The sequence below is a fragment of the Bacillus cereus group sp. MYBK30-2 genome (assembly GCF_051915945.1).
Lineage (GTDB): Bacteria > Bacillota > Bacilli > Bacillales > Bacillaceae_G > Bacillus_A > Bacillus_A paramycoides.
Genome location: NZ_JBQAFR010000002.1, coordinates 664854 through 679648, shown reverse-complemented (window position 1 = coordinate 679648; position 14795 = coordinate 664854). Strand labels below are relative to the sequence as shown.

The window sequence follows — 14795 nt, the reverse complement described above, 5'->3', positions numbered from 1 at the left end:
AAGGAACCTGAGTGAAAGGTTCCTTTTTTAATGAAGATTGTGTTTCTTGAGTAATTTCTTTTGTTCTATTCCTTTTTTTCCTACATAGTTATTTTTGTATCCAACATATAGAATGAATAGAAATGAACTAACATTTACTATAGCGTCAATTTGATCGTTTGTAATGAAGTTTATTCCGAAAGATTTAAATAGTAGTTTTAATGATAATAAAAAACCAGCTAGTAAGCGCATAATATCTGATAGATTTTCTTTTTGAGGCATATATGTCACTCCTTTCTAAAAACGATATATAGTATATATATGAAATAGAATAGAAAAGGTATACAAGCTTAAGCGAAAATGTGCATCGAATATGTACATTTTTTATTTTGTAGAAAAACATTATTTTTATAGAAATATATATTGGTACGATAAAAGAGCAAGCGTACGTATGAATGTTGAAGTGGGAGGAATGACGAACAACGATTTTGTCGTTGATTTTTTCAGGAAAGTAGCTGCTTTATCCGAAAGAGATTCTCGTAATATTACATTGTACATTCTTTCAGTAAAAGAGTGGGATGTAATAAAAGGCACAGTGCAAGAAAAAAGTTGGATGAGTTAGTCCAAAGAGTGGAGCCTACAATTGTAAAGACAGTTCGAAAAGGCGATGTAGTTACGAGATGGGATGAAAATAAATACGTTATTGTAGTAGTTGATAATGGCTATGAAAAATCAACAATAACAAATCGATTAATCAAAAATATTCAAAATGAAATAGCAAATGATTTACTAAGTGTTACTTTACTATTTGGCGCTGCTAGTTATCCAGGAGAGGGGAAAACTTTTGAAGAGTTGTTAAGAAAGGCACAAAATCAATTGTATAATTATAGAAATTCGCAAGGTGATGAGTGAAACTTTGATTTGAAGAAGTATGATATGAAGAAATTTTCCTGTAACATTTTTTTGGATTTTGTTACAAAAAACATTTTTTTGTAACAAAATCCTTTAAAAATATATGTAATCAGCATATAATTATGTTGGATGTGTCAATGCATTTTGCACAATGCGTTTTATTTTAAAAGTGTAGAGGAAAATAAGCTCTACACTTTTCCTTTTTAGGAAATTAAAAGAATATTTGTAAGTTGTTGCGAGATAACCTTTGTACTGTGTAAAATGGACAAAGAGATTATTTGATAGAAAGCGGAAAGGGAATGATGGAATGATAGACGTGAGAGACCAACGATCATCTTTTATCAGGTGAATTATTATAGTTGTTCTTGCAGTTATTAAAACTGAGGTAAATTCCTTTGTGTTTGAAGCTATTACATAATTTGAAACTACTACATAATACAAATGTAGAAACGAAAAACGTAATTTTAAGTACTAAATTTGTGCAAGAAAAGAGAGAAACTGTACAAGCATGATAAATAATTATTGATGATCTTCGTAAAAAGATGTGAGGGTGAAATAGATGAAGAATTTACACATTTTGCATGGGATTTTTGGCGCGATGATCGTTTATTAATAGGAGGAATAGATGTTGAAATATAATAAATTAGCAATTGTAACTGCATTATCAATGACTTTACTAGCTGGTTGTTTCGGTCCGAAACCAGAAGAGGAACTATATGTTGCATTTGAGAATGCTGCCAAGCAAGAAAAAACAATGTTTGAAGATGCGAAAAAGCTTGAATCATTAGAGAAAGAAGGACAAGCATTATATAATCAAATTGTTCAAGAAGGAAAAGATAATAATCAGGCTGTTAAGGAAAAGCTTGATCAAGCAGTGAAAAATACAGATGAACGAGAAAAAGTTCTTATTAAAGAAAAAGATGCGTTAAATAAAGCGCAAGAAGAAGTGAAATCGGCTGATAAGTATGTGGGGAAAATTGAAGATAATAAATTAAAAGACCAGGCGGATAAAGTAAAGAGTACTTATGAGAAACGACATGATTCATTCAAAAAAATGTATGATAGTTATAATAAATCTTTAAAGCAAGAAAAAGAATTGTATACAATGCTACAAGATAAAGGAACAAAATTAAAAGATATTAGTGAGAAAGTAAAGACAGTAAACCAATCTTATAAGGATATTGAGCAAGAAAAAGATAAGTTTAATGAATATACAAAATCATATAATACAGAAAAAGTTGCATTCTATAAGCAAGCAAATATTAAAATTAAAGAAGATAAAAAATAAAACAGTTTGGCCTATATTAGGCCAAACTGTTTTATTTTTTTGTATAGGTACGGCTATACCATGGAACTGGTTCGCTTAATTTTTTTTCTTGTTTTACTGCTTCCGGACCAATATAATCTTGAAGTGTTTTTTTTGCAATAGTTAAAGATAAGGTTGTTTTCGGATTTCGATAGGAGGATTCAAGATGACCAAGATGTGGTAGGGTGCGAAAATCATCTTTCGTAGGAGGGATATGGAAAAAATAATCACCTAAACGTATGAGAACATCAGATTGTTGTTGACTAAAACGCGGATTTCTAGAAAAATGTAATCCTTCTTTGATAGCTTTTTTTTCAGCAATGAGACGTTCTAAAGCGGTCTTTTTTAACCAGTATAAGTATTTAGGATTAGTTGCAGCTTTAGCATGTCGATTCACAACGAAAATAGATTGAGCTAGTCTGTTAATAGAATGTTGGTTATGTAATTGAGATTGTGGTTGTGAAGGTTTCATATTGAATCTCCTTTCAAGTTTTCCTTATTATAACATAAATAAAATAGGTTTTTATTATATGCAAAAAGTGATTGTATATATTTTCAATATTAAAGCAATATTGTTACAAAAAACAACTATTTTGTATAATAGTGATAGAATATGTTTTAGAAATTTGATAATGAAAGAGTGAGAAGTTTGAAAGAAATATTAAAACAACAATATGCCATTATAGACATAGGCTCCAATACAATGCGTTTAGTTATTTATGAAAAACAAAACGGTGGTTTTTATAAAGAGATTGAAAATACGAAAGTAGTTGCTAGGCTAAGAAATTATTTAGTCAATGGTGTATTAATTGAAGAGGGAATAGAAGTGTTGTTACAAACATTATTTCAATTTCAAGAAAGTACACGATTCTATAAGTTACATCATGCACTTTGTGTTGCAACGGCAACAATTAGACAGGCTGAGAATCAAGATGAAATTAAAAAACTTGTTGAAGGACAAACAGATTTTACTCTTAGAGTTTTATCAGAATATGAAGAAGCACGTTATGGTTATTTAGCAGTTATGAATTCTACTTCGTTTTCAGAAGGAATTACAGTTGATATCGGTGGGGGAAGTACAGAAGTTACATACTTCCGTAATAGAGAAATTTTAGAATACCACAGCTTTTCTTTTGGAGCACTTTCTTTAAAGCAACAATTTATTCAAGATAATATTCCTACTACAGAGGAGTTAGATGAGATTAGAAGCTATTTATGTAGTCAATTCCGAACGCTACCATGGATAATCGATAAAAAATTGCCACTTATCGCAATTGGGGGTAGTGCGAGGAACATGGTGAAAATCCATCAAAATTTAATTTGTTATCCTATAGCTGGACTACATTTATACAAAATGAAAGAAGAAGATATTAAAAATGTGAAAGATGAATTAAAACAATTATCATTCATAGAACTTCAAAAATTAGAAGGATTAGCAAAAGATCGAGCAGATACAATTATTCCAGCTGTCGAAGTATTTCATACGCTTGTTAATGTTATACAGGCACCTGCTTTTGTATTAAGCAAAAAAGGATTAAGAGAAGGTGTTTTCTATGAAGAATTAACGAAAGATTTGGGGATTTCATACTATCCGAATGTAGTGGAAGAAAGTTTACATTTATTATCATATGAATACGAATTAGATATGGAATTTGTTATTCAACTTATTAAACTAGGAACATTAATCTGCAAACAACTTGAAGGAGCTGGACTCATTTCTATGTCAGCGAAAGACTGGGAAATATTCCATCAAGCAGCGAAAGTATTTAATATTGGAAAATATATAGATGAAGAAGCGAGCCGTTTACATACGTTTTACTTACTAGCCAACAAAACAATTGATGGTATGATGCATAAAGATCGAGTTAGATTAGCACTTATAGCTTCTTATAAATCAAAAATGTTATTTAAACAGCATTTGGCGCCGTTTGAAGGGTGGTTTGATAAAAGTGAACAAAAAAAAATTCGATTATTAGGGGCTGTATTACAATTTTCGGCTGCTTTAAATGTGAGACAAAGGCCGCTTATTGAAACGATATATATAACGGAAAGTAAAGAAGGTTTAACATTCAGGATTTTATGTGAACAATCGGCATTAGCGGAAAAAGTCCAAGCGGAAAAACAAAAAAAACAGCTAGAAAGAGTATTAAAAACGAATATTAATTTAGTATTCGAATTAAAACGATAAGTGGTACGGATATCTTTACAAAAAATTAACACTTTAGAATATTGTAATTTGATAAAATAAAAGGAACTAAATTATATTGAAAAAGTTTCAAAGGGAAGTGTGAAGAGAATGGAATTGCTAAAGGGGAATTTAGTAAATTTAAATGATACAGCTTATTATAATAATCGTGAATTAAGCTGGCTAGCGTTTAATGAACGTGTACTACAAGAAGCACAAGATGAAAATAATCCACTTTTAGAAAGATTAAAGTTTATTAGTATTTTCAGTTCAAATTTAGATGAATTTTTTATGGTGCGCGTGGCAGGTTTGAAAGATCAAGTAAGTGCCGGATTTAATCAGCCAGAAAATAAGGCAGGTTTAACACCGAAGAAACAGTTAAATAAGATTGCGATAAAAGCTCATGAGTTAATGACTGTGCAGTATAACACGTTTAAAAATTATGTATTACCAGCGCTTGAACTAGAGGGGATTGAGCGTTTAACATTCCATGATTTGACGAAAGAGCAAAGGGAATTTATCGAGGAGTATTTCGATGAACAAATATTTCCAGTTTTAACCCCTGTTGCTATTGATGCGTATCGTCCATTTCCGATGTTATTAAATAAAAGTTTGAATTTAGCTACTATTTTATATGATGAGAAGCAAGCTGAGGAAGAAAATCGTACGAAGTTAGGAATTGTACAAGTACCTTCATTACTTGAGCGTTTCATATTTTTACCGAGTGAAGGACAAAAGCATAAATTTATTTTATTAGAAGATGTAATTAGTGGTTTTACCCATAAATTATTCACAGGATATAAAGTATCGCCTGTTACTCGTTTTCGTATTACACGTAATGCGGACTTAACAATTCATGAAGAAGGTGCACGTGATTTATTAAAAGTAATTGAAAAAGAATTGAAAAAGCGTAAGTGGGGAGCTGCTGTTCGTTTAGAAGTTGGTAAAGAACACATTGATGAAAGAGTATTGTCGTTACTATATGAAGTGTTGGAAGTAAAAGATGAAGATGTGTATATGATGGATGGACCGCTAGATTTAACATGTTTATTCTCCTTATATAAAAAATTAGCGCCTTTATATGAGCATCTTGTATATCCAGCCCTTATTCCTCAACCTCCTCAAGACTTAGGTGATGAGGAAGATGTATTTGAAAAAGCGATAGAACATGACATTTTATTACACCATCCATTTGAGTCGTTTCAGCCAGTTGTTGATTTTGTCCGTGATGCGGCAGAGGACTCGAATGTACTTGCGATTAAACAAACATTATATCGTGTAAGTGGAGACTCCCCAATAATTCAGGCCTTGAAGGTGGCGGCTGAAAAAGGAAAACAAGTAACGGTATTGGTTGAATTAAAGGCGAGGTTTGATGAAGAGAATAATGTTCATTGGGCTAAAGAACTGGAACAGGCTGGATGTCATGTTATTTACGGAGTAAGTCACTTGAAAACGCATAGTAAAATCACACTTGTTGTAAGGAGAAAAAACGGGAAAATCGAAAGGTTTGTACATCTTGGAACAGGAAATTATAATGATGCAACAGCGAAGTTGTATACTGATTTTGGATATATTACATCGCGAAAAGACTTTGGTGTAGATGCAACGAATTTCTTTAATTATTTGAGTGGTTATACAACGAAACCGCATTTTCATCATCTATCTGTTGCACCGTTTGATATAAGAGAGCAATTTATGGACTTAATAGATGAGGAAATCCGTTATCATAGACAATATGGAAATGGATATATTATCGCTAAGATGAATTCGTTAACAGATAAACCATTAATAAAAAAAATGTATGAAGCATCACAAGCTGGGGTAAAGGTAGAGCTCATCGTTAGAGGGACATGTTGTTTAAGGCCTGGGATTCCAAATGTAAGTGAAAATATTCGTGTAGTTAGTGTTGTTGGAAGATATTTAGAACATAGTCGTATTTATTATTTCCATCATAATGGCGATGAAAAAATATATTTATCTTCAGCTGATTTGATGACGCGAAATATGGAAAAACGAGTAGAAATATCCTTCCCAATTTTAGATATTGAAATGAAAGCGAGAATAAAGGCAATTTTACAGCTTATTTTAGCTGATAACGTGAAAACACGTGAACAAAATAAAGATGGTGACTATTACTACATAATTAATAGTAGTATAGAAGAAATTGATAGCCAAGTGAACTTATTTAAGATGGCGTATCAAAATACAGACGCTGAATAATGAAAAAAAGTAAAAACCTCTTATTGCAATTAAGAGGTTTTTACTTTTTTCTCTATCATATGTTCCATAAATGGAAGAATGAGTAGAGAGAATAGTTTTTATTATAGGCGTGTGATGAATCGGTTCGTTGGTTTAAATTAATAATAGAATGGTTGTTGACAAGGCCCTCCGTAACAAGGGAAAGGTGCTGGTGGTGGGAAAGGCGGTGGATATGGCGGATAAAACGGTCTAGGGCCGAAAGCTAATGCTCCACCGAGCAATCCTCCAGCAATTCCAGCTAGAAATGGAACGCCGAAAAATGGAAAGAAGCGTGAGTCGCTGACTGGACCAATAGGTGCTGAACGAACTGGGACTGGTTGATAATATGGATACATGAACAAACCTCCTTTACTGGACTCACTTTTATCATATGGTGAACCAAGTGTGGATGAGCGCGTACAAGAAAGGATGTATAAGAAAATAGGCAAATATATGTTACGAATGTTGCAAGGTAAAAAGCGTAATTTCAGGTTTAGCCATAAAGCGGAATGGGACACGTGTTCTTCCAAGACCTCGATTGACATAGAGAGTCAAATTTCGAAGGTTATAGAAACCTTCAATGTAGTATTTCGCGAGGGCTGGGGTAATAATAGCACCTAAAAAAGGAAGTTGTACTTGTCCACCGTGGCTATGACCAGAAAGTTGAAGATTGATTGGATATGTAGCGATTTTGGGTGCGATATCTGGCTCGTGAACAAGAACAATTGTATAAATATTTTGCTGGGCATGTTGTAATGTTTCCTCTATTTTTGGCTTGCCTAGTAGTATATCATCGATTCCAAAAATGGAAATTTCACTATTATCCAATAAACGAATTCGTGTTTCTTTATTTTGTAAAAGTTCAAAACCAGATTCACGCATGATGTGATCATAGTATTCAGTTCCATATCCGCCGTGGTCGTGATTTCCATAAATAGAAAATTTACCGAATGGTGCTTTTATATTTTTTAAAATGGATGCAACAAAAGGAGCTTCAGTATATGTTTGGTAATTGTCAATGAGATCACCAGTAAAAAGGACAATATCTGGCTTTTCGGCATTGATTTTGGAAACGATTTGAGATAGGTGTTGGAGTGAGAAATAGTATCCAAGATGTAAGTCACTAAATTGAAGGATCTTCATACCGTGAAAACTTCTTGGTATGAGTGGTGATTTAAGTGTGTGCCTTGTAAAAGAGACGCAATGTGGCTCTATATATTTCGCATAATAATAGCCGATGCTAGCGGTTATAAATGAATATAGACAAGTGCGTATTCCAACTTTTAAAAATTTCCTTCGTGTAATTTGCTTCATAATAATGTGAGTATACCTATCAGGTTTACAGCAAATGTATGTATTCCATATACAGGTTACTCGAATCTCCTTTCAGTTTGTTTTTAAAAATATATTTTAGACTCGAGAAAAGTAGTATAGATTAAGGAAAATAGAAGAGAAAGAAATTTCTCTACATTAAAATATCAGAAAAATTTAAAAATATAAAGATTTCTATCAAATTAAATGATAAAATGAATGTGTATTCATTTTTGGGAGGGGATGTAGTTGAAAGAAAAGGTAGTTATTATAACAGGTGGATCGAGTGGAATGGGAAAAGGAATGGCGACTCGTTTTGCAAAAGAAGGGGCACGAGTTGTTATTACAGGGCGTACGAAAGAAAAGCTAGAAGAAACAAGGCTAGAGATTGAACAGTTCCCAGGGCAAGTATTACCTGTACAAATGGATGTACGCAATACTGATGATATTCAAAGAATGATTGAACATATTGATGAGAAGTTTGGACGAATTGATATTCTAATAAATAATGCAGCTGGAAATTTTATTTGTCCAGCAGAGGATTTATCTGTAAATGGCTGGAATTCTGTCATTAATATTGTATTAAATGGAACGTTCTATTGTAGCCATGCTGTCGGGAAATATTGGATTGAGAAAGGTATAAAAGGAAATATCATTAACATGGTGGCAACATATGCATGGGATGCAGGTCCAGGAGTTATTCATTCAGCTGCAGCAAAGGCTGGAGTATTAGCAATGACGAAAACACTTGCTGTTGAGTGGGGACGTAAATATGGGATACGAGTGAACGCTATCGCACCAGGACCAATTGAACGTACAGGCGGTGCCGATAAATTATGGATTTCAGAAGAAATGGCTAAGCGTACATTACAAAGTGTTCCACTTGGTCGACTGGGTACACCAGAAGAAATTGCGGGTCTAGCTTATTATTTATGTTCAGATGAAGCTGCGTACATAAATGGAACTTGCATGACAATGGATGGAGGACAACATTTGCATCAATATCCATTTTAAAAGGGATGAAAAAATGAATGATTTATTCATTTTTTTGCGGTAAAATATGACGAAATTGTGACATGTGAAAGAAAAGTGTTTACAAGAGGGGATATATACGTTATATTTAAGACCTCTTTTTTCTTCATAGTAGAATTGCTAATTCCCCTTAGCATTTTACCCCTCTAATCCCTTCAGGAACACTGAAGGGATTTTTTATTATTTTTCCGTAAATATCGTGTTATAATTTTGAAAAGTAAAGGGAGGGAAGCGCGTTGATAGATGCATTAGATGTAATGAGTAACTTGGATAAAGTCCTTCCTTATTATCAAGCTATTTTTAGTGCTGATGAGCATACAGTAATTGGATATGAAGTCGTAGGACGTATTCAAACAGAAGAGGGCATACAAAGTTTAGCCTCTTTCTTTCATGATGATTCTATTCCGAGTGAGTTTCAACTTGAAGCAGATAACATTATTGTAGAAAAAGCTTTACATAGGTATTTAGAAAGCGATCAAAAATTATTATTATTTATACATCGGAATGCTAATGTATTAATGAATGATGAAGATGAAAGTTTACTCCAACTTTTGTTGATGTATGAAAAACAAGGTTTAAATTTGAAATGCATTGTTTTAGAGATAACAGAACATGAATGTAAAGAAGATATAGAACAATTTAATCATTTACTTATGTACTATCGTACATACGGTATTCAAATTTCGATTAATAAAGTTGGAACAGGTACAAGTAACTTAGAGCGTATTAGCGTATTAGCACCAGATATTTTAAAAGTAGATTTAACAAATTTAAGGCAAACTGCACTTTTACAATCTTATCAAGATATTTTATATTCCCTATCATTACTTGCAAGAAGAATTGGGGCAACATTGTTATATGAAGAAATAGATGCTTTTTATCAACTGCAATATGCTTGGAAAAACGGTGGTAGATATTATCAAGGTAATTATTTGAAAGAATGTTTACCAGATTTTATCGAAACAAATGTTTTAAAAGAGCGACTTGGTAATGAATGTCACCAATTTATTCAGCATGAAAAGAAGAAATTACAAAAAATTTATAATTTAACAGAGATGTTACGTAATCAAATTGGAGATGTTTTATCCAAACAAAAAAAGAATGAAGATATAAATGCTTGGTTGTTACAATTTAGCCAAAGTGTATCACAATATAGTTTTCGGATATTTATTTGTAATGAAGATGGTTTTCAGCAATCTGGTAATGTCATGAAAAAAGATGGTGAATGGATCATTATGCCAGAGTATTATATGAAGAACTGGAGTTGGCGCCCTTATTTTCTAGAGAATATAATGAAAATGCGTTTTGAGAATAAGGCAAGACTTTCCGACTTATATGCTGATATCGAAACTGGTGAAATGGTACGAACATTTTCTTTTCCAATTGATGATGAAAACTTTTTATTTATAGATTTATCTTATGAATATTTATATGAAGAAGATGTTTTATTTTAATGCACGAAGAGATTCGTGCATTTTTTTGTTTGTTTTTATCATAAATTGGTAATAGTGAAAATGATGATGAAAATGCTGTCTATCGTTGTAAAGATTTTACGAACGAAATCATCCCTTTCTTTGCATAATCATTGTTACAATGAATACTACAAAGACAAGCTCTTTAAAGGGAAGGTGAAAAAATGAGGAAATATGGAATATGGTTTGTTCTATTTGTATGTGTTGCCTTTCTAGTTGGCTATAGTGTCACAACTGTTTTAGGAAAAGAAGAAGTAAAAGTTGATCGGAAAGAAGTATTTACAACGATACAAAAAGGGTATGAGACACAATTTTCAATCCGTGGGAAGCATTTGCCAATGAATAGGATGATAGAGACGTTATCACCGTATTTTACAGATAATTTCCTTCAAGTTTTTACAGATGAAAACAGTAGAAATGATAAGCAGAGTGGTGAATATTTACTCCCGGCAAAGGAGGCTCCTTTCTCCTTTAATTCAGAAACAAAAATGTCTTATGATGAAGAACATAAAAATTTATATGTATATGAGCGGGCGAAAAGTGGACAATATCAAATTGTGACATTGCAAAAGGACAACGGGAAATGGAAATTAGCAGGGTATCATGAAAGTCAGGAACTTTTAACTGAAATAAAAAGGTTACAACAATTATAAAAATAGGAATAGGTGTCTTCCTATTCCTATTCTATATTTAATAACTGCTGTAATTTTTCGATTTGAAAACCTGCGACAACTTCTCCGTCAATTACAACTGTTGGAGTTGAATAGGAGTCATAGTCATGTAAAAGGCGATTGCGAGCGGCAACGTCTTTTTTTACGTCAAATTCTGCATATGTAACGTTATTATGTTTAAAAAATTCTTTTACAATGGCACATGGCGGACAATCTGGTTGTGTATAAAGCTCAATTTTTTTCATTGTAATTCCTCCCTTTTTCTGTTTTTTATTATATTCTGCCAGTATAAAAATCGCAATAAAGAAGAGAAAAGATGAACTTTCTTCTTTTTACTTCGTATTTCGACAAATTTTAGTTGAGTTTCTGGCCAAGAACCTTTATCCTAGAGTGTGGAACATTTTTTCTGCTATGACGGATAGAATGAGTATAGCTGTAAAACCTATTGGTAGGAAGATCAGAGAAAGGAGAGATTTCATGTCTCTACTCCAAGGAATTTTAACTCGACTTGTTAGTCTACAAGAACAAGCTGAAAGCGGTGAAGTAGCACAACGCTATTTTGAAGTGAACGGTGAGCGCAAATGTAGCGTGAAATTTTTCGATAAAAGTGAAATGTATGAGTTAGAAGTGTATCAACAAGGTGAAAAACCTCAAGTGTATCAATTCGATAACATCGACATGGTTGCAATTGAGATTTACGATATCATTTCTTGATACATATAAAAAAGGTACTGCCAAATGGTAGTACCTTTTTTAGTTATATTACTTAAAAAGCTATACAGGTAGTGAAAATCGCATTTTTAGTCCCGATCATATAAAGGAGTTTTTACAAACGTACATGTATAGGAATTTTTTGTTTTTCCTACAATGGTAGTAAATATAAAATAGGAGGTGCGGAGAATGGAACGTTTACCGATTGTTATTTGTCCGAATTGTCACAATCACGCTGAAATTATTCATGTATTAACCGCCCAGTCTAATCAAAATGTAATTTATACGTGTAGGTTTTGTCATTATGTAATTCGAAATATTGAAACGAATAAAGGGTAGTAGTTATAATTTTTGTTTTTGTCCCATACAATGAGAATACGAAAAGTCTGTCTAATTGAAAGGACGTGACTATGTGGACGGTGAGCATACATTTTATAATGTTTCAGAGAGACATTTGAATTTTGATATGGTCTTTAACCGCATTTGCAGTTTCATTGAAAAGGATCCACGAAATTTATATCGATTATCTATTGGGACAGACTCACAAGCGCATCAAAAGGATACGAGGTTTATTACAGCGATACATATTCATCGGGTTGGAAAAGGAGCATGGGGATGTTTGCACCATAAATCAGTAAAAAACAAGCCAGCAACATTGCGTGAGAAAATATATTTAGAAACACAGTTTAGTCAAGAAATCGCCTGTCTATTTACTCCCAATCGTATACAAACAATATGGGATTTATTGCACCCATACGCTCAAGAAGGGGCAGGATTCATAATGGAAATTCATTTAGATATCGGGAATGATGGTTTAACAAAAGAATTTATTTTAGATATGACGATGAAAATTCAAGCAATGGGATTAACCGCAAAAATTAAACCGGATGCTTATGCGGCGTTTAGTTATGCAAATCGATATACTAAATAGTACGAACCGATTTCTATATATTTGCTGCTTTTAAATACAACTACCCAAAACTGAATATTACATCTATTAAATGGGCTGAAAATTTTATATAATAAGGGTGACGATGCGAGTGTAAGGAGAGGAGTATATGGAAAAGGAATTAATTTTAACAAAAGAAGAAGAAAGTTTATTACTGGATATTCTGTTTCAGCAAAATTACGCGAGCGAAATTTTAGCAGTGGAGCTTACAGATATTGAGAATGGTTTAAAAAAGACAGATGTGACACAATATAAAAAAATAACAAGATTATTTTACCGATTAAAAAATAAAGGGTATTAAGTGCTACCGGAATGGTAGTCTTTTTTTTGTGTTGTATGCTAAAATAGCTGTGTATCTTTATTTTTATTAGAATAACGTAAGGACAAAATAATAATATGAAAACGCTATCATAAAATGTGAATAGGATCGAGAATATTAGCAGGAAAAAGGGAAGATGGGGGATGTAACATGATTAGTATTCCGAAAGACGAGTTTCAACAAATTCTTGTGAAGGATTTAATGATTTCATCAGAGAAGGTGGCACATGTCCAAATAGGGAATGGTTTAGAACATGCTTTACTCGTTCTTGTGAAATCTGGATATTCGGCGATTCCTGTTCTAGATCCGATGTATAAATTACATGGGTTAATTAGTACTGCTATGATTTTAGACGGTATTTTAGGGTTAGAGCGCATTGAGTTTGAAAGACTTGAGAATATGAAAGTGGAACAAGTGATGAAGGAAGATATTCCAGTTCTTATGTTAGAAGATTCCTTTGCAAAAGCTTTAGAAATGACAATTGATCATCCTTTTATTTGCGCTGTCAATGGAGAAGGGTACTTTGAGGGGATTTTAACACGTCGAGCTATTTTAAAATTGTTGAATAAAAAAGTGAGACAGCATAATCGATAACGTGAAAAAAGTGACTTCATAGAAAAGAAGAAGTCACTTTTTTTCGTGCATATCAGTTGTGTATGTATTATATTTAAAAAGACATAAAACATAAGAAAAGTTTGAACTGAAAAATCGTTCTTCTGTATAAAAGTATTTAATTAAATTAAGGATGAAAAGCTTATTGAAATTAGGTGTATGGAAGCTAAGGAAAGAGGGAGAAAGTTGCAAATTGATGATTTTCAAATGATGGTTGTGTTAGCTCAGGAATCAAATATGAGAAAAGCGGCGGAACGTTTATTTGTTTCCCAACCTGCGCTTAGCCAACGATTACAATCTATGGAGAAACAATGGGGAATGAAATTTTTTATCCGTTCACAAAAAGGATTGACAATTACACCTGAAGGGGAAAAAGTCGCAAATTATGCAAAAGAAATGTTGCAAAAGGAAGAGGATATAAAAAGTGAACTGGCTGTTTTTAGAACAGAAACTTACGGAACGCTAAAGATAGCTGTTGCGTCAGTCATTGGCCAATATTGGCTTCCGCCTGTTTTGAAAAAATTTGTGCATAAGTATCCTTCTGTGAAGATATCTCTGTTCACTGGCTGGAGTAGTGAAGTTCAAAAGCAATTTTATGAAGGGGACGTTCACGTCGCTATATTAAGAGGATCACAAGAATATAAAGGACAAAAGCAACAATTGTTTGAAGACGAATTATATTTAGTTGATAAAGAAATAAAAGATATTTCGATGTTAAAAGAAACGAATAGACCATTTATTCAATTTAAAAGTGACTCGACCTACTATGGACAAATACAAAATTGGTGGTATGGGTTATTTTCCAATCCACCTAAACGGACGATTGTAGTTGACCAAATTGAAACGTGCAAACAGCTCGTTTTAAATGGTATAGGTTATGCTCTTTTACCTTCGACGGTTTTAAAAGAAGTGCAGGAAAATATGTATAAAACACCTGTTCAATTAACGAGAGAAACATGGTTATTGACGAGCGACTCAGCAAGACAATTGAAGCAAGTGCAAGCATTTTTAGAAATTATAGAAGAAATTCAAATGGAAAAATAAGATTATTGTCTTGCTACTGGCCCTATCGTTTGGTAGAGTAACATTATAAATGGA

General features: G+C 32.8%; 17 protein-coding genes and 1 pseudogene. 13 read left to right on the top strand and 5 right to left on the bottom strand.

Features of this window, described 5'->3' with window-relative positions:
* Positions 1 to 27: 27 nt before the first annotated feature.
* Positions 28 to 261: a phage holin gene (locus ACTFQM_RS14990; RefSeq protein WP_025147721.1), complete on the bottom strand. Its 234-nt coding sequence runs from the start codon at positions 259 to 261 to the stop codon at positions 28 to 30.
* Between the two features lie 136 nt (positions 262 to 397).
* Between ACTFQM_RS14990 and ACTFQM_RS14985 the strand changes: the two are divergent.
* Positions 398 to 891, top strand: a pseudogene (locus ACTFQM_RS14985) (GGDEF domain-containing protein); the annotation flags it as partial.
* Positions 892 to 1516: 625 nt separating this feature from the next.
* Positions 1517 to 2179, top strand: coding sequence for a YkyA family protein (locus ACTFQM_RS14980; RefSeq protein WP_048374050.1), 663 nt, complete (start codon positions 1517 to 1519; stop codon positions 2177 to 2179).
* 31 nt (positions 2180 to 2210) lie between these two features.
* Here ACTFQM_RS14980 and ACTFQM_RS14975 read toward each other — a convergent pair whose 3' ends face one another.
* Positions 2211 to 2669 (bottom strand): YkyB family protein, encoded by a 459-nt coding sequence (locus ACTFQM_RS14975; protein ID WP_025147723.1) that lies wholly within the window; start codon positions 2667 to 2669, stop codon positions 2211 to 2213.
* 177 nt (positions 2670 to 2846) lie between these two features.
* Here ACTFQM_RS14975 and ACTFQM_RS14970 point away from each other — a divergent pair, with 177 nt between their 5' ends.
* Complete coding sequence (locus ACTFQM_RS14970) at positions 2847 to 4385, top strand: Ppx/GppA phosphatase family protein (protein ID WP_440035038.1); 1539 nt, start codon at positions 2847 to 2849, stop codon at positions 4383 to 4385.
* Between the two features lie 108 nt (positions 4386 to 4493).
* Complete coding sequence (locus ACTFQM_RS14965) at positions 4494 to 6602, top strand: polyphosphate kinase (RefSeq protein ID WP_178939029.1); 2109 nt, start codon at positions 4494 to 4496, stop codon at positions 6600 to 6602.
* Between the two features lie 137 nt (positions 6603 to 6739).
* On the opposite strand, the gene ACTFQM_RS14960 is transcribed toward ACTFQM_RS14965, so the two are convergent.
* Positions 6740 to 6976, bottom strand: coding sequence for a hypothetical protein (locus tag ACTFQM_RS14960; protein ID WP_242270866.1), 237 nt, complete (start codon positions 6974 to 6976; stop codon positions 6740 to 6742).
* A 100-nt stretch (positions 6977 to 7076) separates the two neighbouring features.
* Positions 7077 to 7934, bottom strand: coding sequence for a metallophosphoesterase (locus ACTFQM_RS14955; protein ID WP_440035037.1), 858 nt, complete (start codon positions 7932 to 7934; stop codon positions 7077 to 7079).
* A 246-nt stretch (positions 7935 to 8180) separates the two neighbouring features.
* Between ACTFQM_RS14955 and fadH the strand changes: the two genes are divergently transcribed.
* The 3 genes from fadH to ACTFQM_RS14940 all read left to right on the top strand — a co-directional run bounded on the left by fadH (position 8181) and on the right by ACTFQM_RS14940 (position 11088).
* Positions 8181 to 8945 (top strand): 2,4-dienoyl-CoA reductase, encoded by a 765-nt coding sequence (fadH, locus tag ACTFQM_RS14950; RefSeq protein ID WP_440035036.1) that lies wholly within the window; start codon positions 8181 to 8183, stop codon positions 8943 to 8945.
* Positions 8946 to 9199: 254 nt separating this feature from the next.
* Complete coding sequence (locus ACTFQM_RS14945; protein WP_440035035.1) at positions 9200 to 10417, top strand: EAL domain-containing protein; 1218 nt, start codon at positions 9200 to 9202, stop codon at positions 10415 to 10417.
* A gap of 182 nt (positions 10418 to 10599) precedes the next feature.
* On the top strand, positions 10600 to 11088 hold the full coding sequence (locus ACTFQM_RS14940) for a DUF3993 domain-containing protein (RefSeq protein WP_002173226.1): 489 nt from the start codon (positions 10600 to 10602) through the stop codon (positions 11086 to 11088).
* A gap of 26 nt (positions 11089 to 11114) precedes the next feature.
* Here ACTFQM_RS14940 and ACTFQM_RS14935 read toward each other — a convergent pair whose 3' ends face one another.
* On the bottom strand, positions 11115 to 11351 hold the full coding sequence (locus ACTFQM_RS14935) for a glutaredoxin domain-containing protein (RefSeq protein WP_440035033.1): 237 nt from the start codon (positions 11349 to 11351) through the stop codon (positions 11115 to 11117).
* 232 nt (positions 11352 to 11583) lie between these two features.
* Between ACTFQM_RS14935 and ACTFQM_RS14930 the strand changes: the two genes are divergently transcribed.
* From ACTFQM_RS14930 to ACTFQM_RS14905, 6 genes are all read left to right on the top strand, one after another.
* The gene (locus ACTFQM_RS14930) at positions 11584 to 11820 is read left to right on the top strand and encodes a YkuJ family protein (protein WP_000055151.1); all 237 of its coding nucleotides are present in this window, start codon (positions 11584 to 11586) and stop codon (positions 11818 to 11820) included.
* A gap of 186 nt (positions 11821 to 12006) precedes the next feature.
* Complete coding sequence (locus ACTFQM_RS14925) at positions 12007 to 12156, top strand: hypothetical protein (protein WP_033795377.1); 150 nt, start codon at positions 12007 to 12009, stop codon at positions 12154 to 12156.
* 73 nt (positions 12157 to 12229) lie between these two features.
* Complete coding sequence (locus ACTFQM_RS14920; RefSeq protein ID WP_025147730.1) at positions 12230 to 12748, top strand: ribonuclease H-like YkuK family protein; 519 nt, start codon at positions 12230 to 12232, stop codon at positions 12746 to 12748.
* A 127-nt stretch (positions 12749 to 12875) separates the two neighbouring features.
* Complete coding sequence (abbA, locus tag ACTFQM_RS14915; RefSeq protein WP_002173222.1) at positions 12876 to 13067, top strand: antirepressor AbbA; 192 nt, start codon at positions 12876 to 12878, stop codon at positions 13065 to 13067.
* A gap of 168 nt (positions 13068 to 13235) precedes the next feature.
* Positions 13236 to 13679 carry a cyclic-di-AMP-binding protein CbpB gene (cbpB, locus tag ACTFQM_RS14910; protein ID WP_440035031.1) on the top strand — a complete coding sequence of 148 codons (444 nt, stop codon included), beginning with the start codon at positions 13236 to 13238 and terminating at the stop codon, positions 13677 to 13679.
* 177 nt (positions 13680 to 13856) lie between these two features.
* Positions 13857 to 14741 (top strand): LysR family transcriptional regulator, encoded by an 885-nt coding sequence (locus tag ACTFQM_RS14905; RefSeq protein ID WP_025147731.1) that lies wholly within the window; start codon positions 13857 to 13859, stop codon positions 14739 to 14741.
* Positions 14742 to 14795 lie beyond the last annotated feature (54 nt).

What these genes read in the sequence shown, in the direction of transcription:
- ACTFQM_RS14930 (WP_000055151.1), top strand. Translation starts at nt 11,584, where the DNA reads ATGTCTCTACTCCAAGGAATTTTAACTCGACTTGTTAGTCTACAAGAA.
- ACTFQM_RS14955 (WP_440035037.1), bottom strand. Translation starts at nt 7,934, where the DNA reads ATGAAGCAAATTACACGAAGGAAATTTTTAAAAGTTGGAATACGCACT.
- cbpB (WP_440035031.1), top strand. Translation starts at nt 13,236, where the DNA reads ATGATTAGTATTCCGAAAGACGAGTTTCAACAAATTCTTGTGAAGGAT.
- ACTFQM_RS14940 (WP_002173226.1), top strand. Translation starts at nt 10,600, where the DNA reads ATGAGGAAATATGGAATATGGTTTGTTCTATTTGTATGTGTTGCCTTT.
- ACTFQM_RS14960 (WP_242270866.1), bottom strand. Translation starts at nt 6,976, where the DNA reads ATGTATCCATATTATCAACCAGTCCCAGTTCGTTCAGCACCTATTGGT.
- ACTFQM_RS14965 (WP_178939029.1), top strand. Translation starts at nt 4,494, where the DNA reads ATGGAATTGCTAAAGGGGAATTTAGTAAATTTAAATGATACAGCTTAT.
- ACTFQM_RS14975 (WP_025147723.1), bottom strand. Translation starts at nt 2,669, where the DNA reads ATGAAACCTTCACAACCACAATCTCAATTACATAACCAACATTCTATT.
- ACTFQM_RS14925 (WP_033795377.1), top strand. Translation starts at nt 12,007, where the DNA reads ATGGAACGTTTACCGATTGTTATTTGTCCGAATTGTCACAATCACGCT.
- ACTFQM_RS14980 (WP_048374050.1), top strand. Translation starts at nt 1,517, where the DNA reads ATGTTGAAATATAATAAATTAGCAATTGTAACTGCATTATCAATGACT.
- ACTFQM_RS14990 (WP_025147721.1), bottom strand. Translation starts at nt 261, where the DNA reads ATGCCTCAAAAAGAAAATCTATCAGATATTATGCGCTTACTAGCTGGT.
- abbA (WP_002173222.1), top strand. Translation starts at nt 12,876, where the DNA reads ATGGAAAAGGAATTAATTTTAACAAAAGAAGAAGAAAGTTTATTACTG.
- ACTFQM_RS14905 (WP_025147731.1), top strand. Translation starts at nt 13,857, where the DNA reads ATGGAAGCTAAGGAAAGAGGGAGAAAGTTGCAAATTGATGATTTTCAA.
- ACTFQM_RS14935 (WP_440035033.1), bottom strand. Translation starts at nt 11,351, where the DNA reads ATGAAAAAAATTGAGCTTTATACACAACCAGATTGTCCGCCATGTGCC.